The following is a 9090-nucleotide window of genomic DNA, read 5'->3' on the forward strand; positions in this document are numbered from 1 at the left end:
CGTATTGTGAAAAATTTGGATTTGGTGTTGTGCGAGACTTCGTAGGGCATGGCCTCGGTCGTGAAATGCACGAAGATCCGCAGATTCCAAATTACGGTCCGGCTGGGCATGGCCCCTTATTAAAGCCGGGTATGGTGCTTTGTATAGAGCCAATGATTACTATGGGGACTTACGAAGTGCAGGTTCTGGACGATGACTGGACAGCCGTTACTCGTGACGGCAAACCGGCAGCGCACTTTGAACATACAGTGGTTGTTACTGAAAACGGCCCTGAAATTTTGACCATGCGTGATGAACCCAGGTTGATAAAATAACCAGTAGCCGGAGGAAATGATATGTCAAAAGAAGACGTTATTGAAGTGGAAGGTACGGTCGTAGAGGCATTACCTAATGCCATGTTTCAGGTAGAACTTGAAAATGGTCATGTGGTACTTGCTCATGTGTCAGGCAAAATGCGTATGAATTTTATTCGTATCCTTCCCGGTGATAAAGTTACTATGGAACTGACACCATATGACTTAAATCGTGGTCGTATTACCTACCGTTTTAAATAGTAAGCGGCAGCGACACAAAGGAGGTACTTATGAAGGTTAGACCATCAGTTAAAAAGATATGCGAAAAATGCAAAATCATTAAACGTAAAGGCCGTGTAATGGTAATTTGCGAAAACCCGAAACATAAACAAAAACAAGGATAATTGATAGGAGGTGGATGAATAGATGGCACGTATAGCCGGTGTAGATTTACCACGTGACAAACGTGTGGAAATTGGTTTAACTTATATTTATGGTATCGGACTTACTTTGTCCAAAGAAATTTTGGAAAAAACTGGTATTAATCCTGATACTCGCGTTCGTGACCTTACTGAAGATGAAGTTGCGAAAATTCGTGCGATTCTTGATGAAGATTATAAAGTTGAAGGTGACCTTCGTCGTGAAGAAGCACTCAACATTAAACGCTTAATCGAAATCAACTCCTATCGCGGCAAACGTCATCGTGCAGGCTTGCCTTTGCGCGGTCAACGCACTAAGACAAATGCTCGTACTCGTAAAGGTCCTAGAAAAGCAATTGCTGGGAAGAAGAAATAATAAAGGAGGGATAAAGCGTGGCTAAAAAGGTAGTAAGAACTAAAAGAAAAGAAAAGAAACACGTTGAATCCGGTGCGGCTCATATCCGTTCCACATTCAACAACACTATCGTAACTATTACTGACACAAACGGTAATGCACTTTCCTGGGCTTCTGCAGGCGGTCTTGGATTCCGTGGTTCCCGTAAAAGCACTCCATTCGCAGCTCAGATGGCAGCTGAACAAGCAGCTAAAGCAGCTATGGAACATGGCTTACGTCAGGTTGAAGTATTCGTTAAAGGTCCAGGCTCCGGCCGTGAAGCTGCAATCCGTGCATTGCAGGCTGCTGGTCTCGAAGTAAACAGCATTAAAGACGTTACTCCGATTCCTCACAATGGTTGCCGTCCTCCAAAACGTCGTCGTGTATAATTTATAGTTTTAAGTAATCGCATTTTGCGATTGCTATGATATACTATAGATAGACGACGTGTTTTATAGGAGGATTGTCCTGATGAGCGAAGAAAAGAAATTAAAAATCGAGAAAGTTGAAGTACGCGACAACGGTCGTTATGGTAAATTCGTCTGTGAACCATTAGATCGCGGCTACGGGATTACGCTCGGTAACAGCTTACGTCGAATTCTGCTTTCGTCTTTAGATGGAGCAGCTATCACTTCTATTAAAATTGATGGTGTGCTTCATGAATTTTCTACAATTCCTGGTATTCGTGAGGACGTAACGGATATAATCCTAAACCTCAAGCAATTGTGTTTCCGTCTTGACGGCGAAGCACAAGTGCCAGTAGATCTCCACGTAGATATTCAGAAAGAGGGCGTTCTAACAGCCGGTGAATTGGAACGATTCTGTCCACCGGAATTAGAAATTTTAAATCCTGACCTCGTAATCGCTACGATGGATGAAGTGGCTCATCTCGTAATGGATGTTCGCATTGAACGTGGTAAAGGATATGTGCCATCTACGAAGAATAAAAAAGATGATGATGTAATCGGTCGTATTCCAATCGATTCCATCTTCTCTCCAATTCTTCGTGCGAAATATGAAGTAAGTGATGTGCGTGTAGGTAATGAAATGGACTTTGATAAATTAACTCTCGAAGTTGTTACCAATGGTTCCATTACCGCTGCGGAAGCAGTAGCACGTTCGGCTAATATTATGATTGGCTATTTGAAAAACTTCACCAAGCTTGCTCATTCGGTTGAAGAATTTGACGTTCCAAGTGAAAATAGTGACTTGGACGGTAAAGGCGAAGTGGGCGGCGTAGATGTACCGGATGATGACGGTCCATCTAAAATCCTTATCGACGATTTGGAATTGTCCGTTCGTGCATACAATTGTTTGAAACGCGCAAGCATCAATACAATTGCGGACCTCTTAGATAAGAGTATGGATGATTTAGGTAAGGTACGTAATTTAGGTAAAAAATCCATTGATGAAATTGAAGAAAAACTTCAGAAACATCCTTTGGGATCATTTTACTTGAAGAAAAAAGGCGAATAAGGAGGATGACTAATGTATAGAAAATTAGGCCGTGACAGCTCTGCTCGCAAAGCTTTATTCCGCGGTATGTTAACATCTTTCTTCCAGTATGATCGCATTGAAACGACTGAAGCTAAAGCTAAAGAATTACGTGGCTTAGCTGACCAGATGATTACCCTTGCAAAACGTGGTGATCTTCATGCTCGTCGTCAGGTGCTTGCATACCTCATGGACGAAGATGTAGTAAAAAAATTATTTGACGAAATTGCTCCAAAATATGCTGATCGTCAGGGCGGTTACACTCGTGTAATTAAGCTTGGCCTTCGTAAAGGCGATGCGGCTCCATTAGCACTTATCGAGCTTGTTTAACAATTAAGAAGTCGGTGTTGCAACGGATGTTAGCAACACCGCTTTTTTATGCTCGTTAATACTGTGCTATAATGAGATATCTATTTTTTACGATATGATTAGTTATGGCTGATGTGGCGTGAGGCTAAATATTTCTAATTTTGAGGGAATACCTTCAAAATTGGTAATATACAAATAGAAATGATATTGACAACCTAAACAATTTAATAGGTTGACGAATCGTTGCTATTTTTATATTATCAATGTAGTGATATTAACGTTTAATCATATAAATTTACTAAGATTTGAGGATATTATGAGCACACAGGATATAATGATACAAACCGAACACATGAGTCATACCTATCAAGATGAGTCCGGCAATGTAGTATATGCCCTTGATGATGTGAGCCTCGCCATTCGTAAAGGGGAATTTGTAAGTATCATCGGCACGAACGGCAGTGGTAAAAGTACCTTAGCTAAGCATTTTAACGTTTTGTTAACGCCCAGCAAGGGGACTGTTACCGTACTTGGCATGGACACGAAGGACCCTAAAAATTTGTGGGATATTCGTCAGCATGTGGGCATGGTTTTCCAAAATCCGGACAATCAGATTGTAGCCGCCGTAGTTGAAGAAGATGTGGCTTTCGGACCGGAAAATTTAGGTGTAGAGCCTTCTGAGATTCGCCGTCGGGTGGATGAAGCCTTGGCCAGTGTTAATATGACAGAATATGCCCTTCATTCCCCGGGCCTTTTATCAGGCGGGCAAAAACAGCGCATCGCCATTGCCGGTGTATTGGCTATGAAGCCGGACTGCATCGTACTGGACGAACCAACGGCTATGCTTGATCCGGTAGGACGTAAAGAAGTATTGGAGACCGTTCATCGTTTAAATAAAGAAGAAGGCATTACAATCGTTTACATTACGCACTTCATGGAAGAAGCGGTGACTTCGGACCGTGTGGTGGTAATGAAAAACGGTAAACTCTTGCATGACGGTACACCACGTGAAATCTTTTCACAGGTACCGATGCTTAAAGAGTTAGGCCTTGACGTGCCGGTGGCGGCAGAAGTAGCCGCTAAATTGCGACTCGATGGGGTAAGTCTGTCGAATGAAATTATTACTGAGGAAGAATTGGGGGACCAATTATGCCAATAATTTTAAACAACGTTTCTTATGTGTATGGGGAACATACGCCGTTTCGCAAAGAAGCGCTGAAAGGAATTAATTTAACAATCAATGAAGGCGATTTTGTGGGCATCATCGGTCATACCGGTTCCGGCAAATCCACTTTGGTACAGCATCTGAACGGGCTGTTGCATCCGACGACGGGCCAGGTTACTATCGATGGTGTCGATGCGGCGCTTAAGACAGAAGAAGCCAAATTAATGCGTCATAAAGTAGGCATGGTGTTCCAATATCCGGAGCATCAATTATTTGAAGAAACGATTGCGCAAGATATTGCTTTTGGTCCGAAGAACTTAGGACTCAGCGCCGATGAAGTAGACGCCCGCGTACGGGAAGCGATGGACTTTGTAGGACTTGACTACGAAACCTACGCTAATCGTTCGCCGTTCCAACTTTCCGGTGGACAAATGCGCCGTGTCGCTATTGCCGGCGTGGTAGCACTGAATCCAAGTTATCTTATTTTGGACGAACCGTCGGCCGGCCTCGACCCATTTGGTCGTGAAGAGATTTTCCAAAAAATCATCGACTTACATGCTAAAAAAGGCATTACCGTAGTTCTCGTATCTCACAATATGGAAGATATTTCGCGCATGGCGAATCGCCTTATCGTCATCGATAACGGTAAGATTCAGCTTGATGGTAAACCTATCGACATTTTTATGAACAAACGACAGGAATTGCAATCTGCCGGTGTGGATGTACCTCCTGTTTCCAAGTTGGTGGAATATTTGCGTGACCGCGGCTTACCGGTTTCGCAGCAGGTTATCTCCGTAGATGATGCTGTTAAGGCGATTGAAGTTGCTTTAAAGGAGGTAAATCATGCTAAGTAATATTACTATCGGACAATATTTTCCGGGCGACTCTTTTTTGCATCGCATGGATCCGCGCGCTAAGATTGTGGCGACTATGATTTTTATTATAGCTATTTTCTTGGCGGAAACGACTTTGGCATATACGCTGGTAGGGTTGTTTACGCTATTTACGGTGGCGTTATCGCGCTTACCGATGCGCCTCGTTTGGAACTCCGTTAAACCGCTGTGGATTATTATCGTATTTACCATGGGTGTTCATGTTTTCACAACACCGGGCACAATGATTTGGCAGTACGGCTTCTTACACATCAGTGAAGAAGGCTTGCGCATGGGTAGCTATATGGCGGCCCGCTTGGTATTTTTGATTATCTTCTCGTCATTACTTACATATACAACATCACCAATTCGTTTGACTGACGGGATTGAGCATCTCTTGAATCCGTTCCGTCGTTTCGGTGTACCGGCTCATGAACTGGCTATGATGATGACTATTGCTTTGCGTTTTATTCCCACTTTATTGGAAGAAACGGATCGTATTATGAAGGCTCAAGCTTCGCGTGGTGCCGACTTTACGACCGGTAGTTTGGTAAAACGTGCTAAAAATATGGTGCCTTTATTGGTACCGCTTTTTATCAGCGCCTTCCGTCGTGCCGATGAATTGGCGGTAGCTATGGAAGCACGTTGTTATCGCGGTGGTGAAAACCGTACGCGCATGAAAGAATTAACCATTACAAGTTATGATTACATCGGCATTGCCGGCGTACTGGTGATTACTGTAGTACTATTAGTTTTACGCTTTGTGCCGATTGGCTAAGGAGGGTTGTCATTGGCGACAGAACAACGCAATATTCGTTTAATCGTTGCTTATGACGGCACGGAATTAAACGGCTATCAAAGCCAAGTTAACGGCATTACGGTGCAGGACTGCTTGGAAGCGGCGCTCACTAAAGTGTGTAATGAGCCCATCTCTATTTATGGCGCTTCGCGCACTGATGCAGGCGTGCATGCTAAGTTTCAGGTAGTGACCTTTTTTACAACCGGGCGTGTTCCCGTGGAAAACCTGACACGTGCTTTAATTGCACATTTACCGCCTTTTATTGTAATTCGCCGGGCGGAAGAAATTCCGTTAGATTGGCGTCCCCGTTGGAAAATAGTAGGGAAGGAATATATCTACACTATTCACAATGATGTCATTGAAGATCCCCTTGGCATGCGCTTTCACTGGCATGTAAAAAAGCCGCTAAATCGCGAGGCTATGGTGGCAGCGGCTAAAGCGCTGGAAGGAACGCATGACTTTACTACTTTACAGGGCGCCAATTCAACGCCGGCTAATCCGGTAAAAACTATGTTTGCCGTGTCTTTAAAGTTTAACGGCCCGGCCGTGTATATTCACGTTATCGGGGATGGCTTTTTGTATCATATGGTGCGAAATATAGCGGGGCTTTTGGTGGATGTAGGGCTCGGGCGAATCGAGCCGGCTAAGATACCGGAACTGTTAGCCGCTCGCAATCGGCGTCTTATCGGTAAAACGGCACCGCCACAAGGGCTCTGTTTGGAGGAAATCTTCTTTGACGAAGAACGACGCCAAGCGGTTATTGACAGCTTGCAAGCATAATGGCAAAAGTTTGAGCATATAGTACCTTAACTTTTTAGAATTATGTTCAAAACGAGCAGCAATTAAATCGTTGTAAAGCGTTAAAGACGAACTATTTTGTAGGGATATATCATTTGCTCATAGCTTACTGAATACAGTCAAGATTTGAGCTTAGAATTTGACTATGAATTTGACTATATTCCTTTATAGCGTATTTCAAGTCATTTCTAATTCGAAAATGCAATTTAGCAGTTTACTTATATACATAAGTAAAAAATTAATAAAATGCAAAAGTTTAGTTGTAAAATTTTTACTATTTTGCTTGTCTTTGTTGCCCGATTTAATGCTTAACTTTATGAAAAATCATTATGGTAAGGCTATTTCTAATGAAAAAGTCTTACCATTGAGTACTTTAAAGCGGCTGTTTAATAGTAATACTGTGTGAATAAATATTCTGTGGTGATGAGTTAATATGTATTGCGTGATTAATGCTTCACTTTTTATACACTATAGAATATTACGATAATATAGCGAATTTAGCGGATTGCATCCAAGGCATAGGCATAATTTATCTTTAGCTGATGATGATTGATGATTTTGTATAAAAATGTTAAAATGTAAAGTAGTTGAAAGATTTAACAGATCCACTATACCAAGTAATGTTAATCCTAAGGAGGGTGAATCTTTTGCAAAAACGTAAAGATTTTATCTGGAAAATGGGTGGCCAGCAGGGCGAAGGTATCGAAAGCTGCGGCGAAATTATGGCCACAATCTTAGCTAAAGAGGGTTACTCTTTGTACAGCCAACGTTTATTTGCTTCCCGTATTAAAGGTGGGCATACAACGTTTGCATTGCGTATTGCTCTTGAGCAAATCATGACAGTAGGCGAATCCATCGACTTCTTAGTTGCTTTGGATCAGGAAACTGTTGACATGCACGGCAAAGAAGTTCGTGAAGGCGGTTATATTATTTGCGACAGCAAAGTTAACCCGGACTTCTCCAAATATGAAGGTGAGCCAATCACTTGCTTACCCGTTCCTATTACCGAAACCGCCATGAAGCAAGGTTCCTTGTTAATGCGTAACATTGTTGCTTTAGGTATGTCGGTTGCTCTATTAGGATTTGACAAAGCTCCGTTCAGAACAGCGATTGCCGCTCGTTTTGCGAAGAAAGCCGAAGATGTAATCGACAAAAACTTAAACGCTTTTGAAGACGGTTACAAACTTATCGTAGAAAAACGCGGCGAAGGCGACGTAGATACATTACCTGTTCCGGAACCAAAAGACCAGATGTTCTTATTGGGTAATGAAGCCTTGGCTTTAGGTGCTATTGCGGCAGGTTCCCGTTTCATGGCATCCTATCCGATTACGCCGGCGTCTGAAGTTATGGAATACATGATTAAGAAAATGGACCATATCGGCGCTACCGTTGTTCAGACAGAAGATGAAATTGCTGCTTGTATGACTGCTATGGGCGGTGTATATGCAGGCGTTCGCGGTTTCACTTGTACTTCCGGCCCGGGCCTCAGCCTTATGGCTGAATCCTTATCCATGGCTTCTATGGCGGAACTTCCTATGCTCGTTATCGATGTACAACGTTCCGGCCCATCCACCGGTATGGCTACTAAAGTAGAAACTTCCGATATCAACGCTGCTTGCCATAATGCTCATGGTGACTATGCCAATATTGTTATTTCCCCAACCAGCATTGAAGAATGCTTCTACGAAATTCAAAAAGCATTCAACTTGGCTGAAATGTATCAATGTCCGGTAATCTTTATGCCTGACTTACAACAGGGCCTTAACAAACAGTCCGTTCTTTCCTTTGATTTGAACCGTGTACCTATCGAACGCGGTAAACTGATGAAAGAAGAAGACTTACCTGCATTGGAACGTCCTCATTACTTCAAACGTTTTGAATTGACTGAAGACGGTATTTCCCCTCGTACTATTCCTGGTATGAAGAACGGTATGTTCTTGTCCACCGGTCTTGAACATAATGAAGAAGGTAAACCTGCTGAAGCTCCGACTATGCACGTTAGCCAGACTGACAAACGCTTGCGTAAATTGAGCACAGTTGCCGAAGTATATGAACCATTCCTTAACAATGCAAAACATGATGAATGTGATGTATTGGTAATCGGTATTGCTTCCAGCCGTGGCGCTATTGAAGAAGCAGCAGCTGAACTTGAAGCTGAAGGTGTTAAAGTTAACCACTTACAACTTCGCTTGATTAAACCGTTCCCTAAAGAACAGTTAATGCCATTCTATGAAAAAGCTAAAAAAGTTGTTATTTGCGAACAAAACGCAACGGCTCAATTAGCTGATATTTTCCGTATTAATATGCCTAATAAATGTAAGCTCCATAGTTGCTTAAAATATGATGGTAATCCATTCACAGCAACCTATGTGAAGAAAGCAATTAAGGAGGTTTTATAATATGGCACAAGTGACCGATTACAGAAATGATATTCGCCCTAACTGGTGTCCCGGCTGTGGGCACTATGGGGTACAGGCTGCCATTACCGATGCGGTAGCTCAGCTTGATATTAGTCCGGATAATTTAGCCGTTATCTCCGGTATCGGC

Annotated in this window: 12 protein-coding genes and 1 pseudogene; all 13 read left to right on the forward strand. The window is 42.7% G+C overall.

Annotated features, from left to right (window positions below; all coding sequences use genetic code 11):
* On the forward strand, window positions 1-314 hold a 314-nt coding region (locus QZL64_RS11690), incomplete at its 5' end, for a M24 family metallopeptidase (RefSeq protein WP_296309598.1).
* Between the two features lie 21 nt (window positions 315-335).
* Window positions 336-554, forward strand: a complete 219-nt coding sequence (infA, locus tag QZL64_RS11695; protein ID WP_005377071.1) for a translation initiation factor IF-1 — start codon at window positions 336-338, stop codon at window positions 552-554.
* Between the two features lie 29 nt (window positions 555-583).
* Window positions 584-697 carry a 50S ribosomal protein L36 gene (gene rpmJ, locus QZL64_RS11700; RefSeq protein ID WP_006555676.1) on the forward strand — a complete coding sequence of 38 codons (114 nt, stop codon included), beginning with the start codon at window positions 584-586 and terminating at the stop codon, window positions 695-697.
* 22 nt (window positions 698-719) lie between these two features.
* Window positions 720-1088 (forward strand): 30S ribosomal protein S13, encoded by a 369-nt coding sequence (gene rpsM / locus QZL64_RS11705; protein WP_021842147.1) that lies wholly within the window; start codon window positions 720-722, stop codon window positions 1086-1088.
* Window positions 1089-1105: 17 nt separating this feature from the next.
* On the forward strand, window positions 1106-1495 hold the full coding sequence (rpsK, locus tag QZL64_RS11710; RefSeq protein ID WP_006555678.1) for a 30S ribosomal protein S11: 390 nt from the start codon (window positions 1106-1108) through the stop codon (window positions 1493-1495).
* A gap of 82 nt (window positions 1496-1577) precedes the next feature.
* Window positions 1578-2582 (forward strand): DNA-directed RNA polymerase subunit alpha, encoded by a 1005-nt coding sequence (locus QZL64_RS11715; RefSeq protein ID WP_021842148.1) that lies wholly within the window; start codon window positions 1578-1580, stop codon window positions 2580-2582.
* 12 nt (window positions 2583-2594) lie between these two features.
* A complete protein-coding gene (gene rplQ, locus QZL64_RS11720) occupies window positions 2595-2930 on the forward strand; it encodes a 50S ribosomal protein L17 (protein WP_006555680.1) in 336 nt (111 codons plus the stop codon).
* Window positions 2931-3225: 295 nt separating this feature from the next.
* The gene (locus QZL64_RS11725; RefSeq protein WP_021842149.1) at window positions 3226-4068 is read left to right on the forward strand and encodes an energy-coupling factor transporter ATPase; all 843 of its coding nucleotides are present in this window, start codon (window positions 3226-3228) and stop codon (window positions 4066-4068) included.
* A complete protein-coding gene (locus QZL64_RS11730) occupies window positions 4059-4928 on the forward strand; it encodes an energy-coupling factor transporter ATPase (protein WP_021842150.1) in 870 nt (289 codons plus the stop codon). Before QZL64_RS11725 ends, QZL64_RS11730 begins: the two co-directional genes overlap by 10 nt.
* Window positions 4918-5724: an energy-coupling factor transporter transmembrane component T family protein gene (locus tag QZL64_RS11735; RefSeq protein ID WP_021842151.1), complete on the forward strand. Its 807-nt coding sequence runs from the start codon at window positions 4918-4920 to the stop codon at window positions 5722-5724. The genes QZL64_RS11730 and QZL64_RS11735 overlap by 11 nt, the downstream gene beginning before the upstream one ends.
* Window positions 5725-5736: 12 nt before the next feature.
* A complete protein-coding gene (gene truA / locus QZL64_RS11740) occupies window positions 5737-6525 on the forward strand; it encodes a tRNA pseudouridine(38-40) synthase TruA (RefSeq protein WP_021842152.1) in 789 nt (262 codons plus the stop codon).
* A gap of 665 nt (window positions 6526-7190) precedes the next feature.
* Window positions 7191-8942: a 2-oxoacid:acceptor oxidoreductase subunit alpha gene (locus QZL64_RS11745; protein ID WP_021842153.1), complete on the forward strand. Its 1752-nt coding sequence runs from the start codon at window positions 7191-7193 to the stop codon at window positions 8940-8942.
* Between the two features lies 1 nt (window position 8943).
* A pseudogene (locus QZL64_RS11750) lies at window positions 8944-9090 on the forward strand (2-oxoacid:ferredoxin oxidoreductase subunit beta); the annotation flags it as partial.

It is taken from the genome of Veillonella sp. CAG:933 (assembly GCF_000431435.1).
Taxonomy (GTDB): domain Bacteria; phylum Bacillota; class Negativicutes; order Veillonellales; family Veillonellaceae; genus Veillonella_A.

What these genes read in the sequence shown, in the direction of transcription:
- infA (WP_005377071.1), top strand. Translation starts at nt 336, where the DNA reads ATGTCAAAAGAAGACGTTATTGAAGTGGAAGGTACGGTCGTAGAGGCA.
- rpmJ (WP_006555676.1), top strand. Translation starts at nt 584, where the DNA reads ATGAAGGTTAGACCATCAGTTAAAAAGATATGCGAAAAATGCAAAATC.
- rpsM (WP_021842147.1), top strand. Translation starts at nt 720, where the DNA reads ATGGCACGTATAGCCGGTGTAGATTTACCACGTGACAAACGTGTGGAA.
- QZL64_RS11715 (WP_021842148.1), top strand. Translation starts at nt 1,578, where the DNA reads ATGAGCGAAGAAAAGAAATTAAAAATCGAGAAAGTTGAAGTACGCGAC.
- rplQ (WP_006555680.1), top strand. Translation starts at nt 2,595, where the DNA reads ATGTATAGAAAATTAGGCCGTGACAGCTCTGCTCGCAAAGCTTTATTC.
- QZL64_RS11725 (WP_021842149.1), top strand. Translation starts at nt 3,226, where the DNA reads ATGAGCACACAGGATATAATGATACAAACCGAACACATGAGTCATACC.
- QZL64_RS11730 (WP_021842150.1), top strand. Translation starts at nt 4,059, where the DNA reads ATGCCAATAATTTTAAACAACGTTTCTTATGTGTATGGGGAACATACG.
- QZL64_RS11735 (WP_021842151.1), top strand. Translation starts at nt 4,918, where the DNA reads ATGCTAAGTAATATTACTATCGGACAATATTTTCCGGGCGACTCTTTT.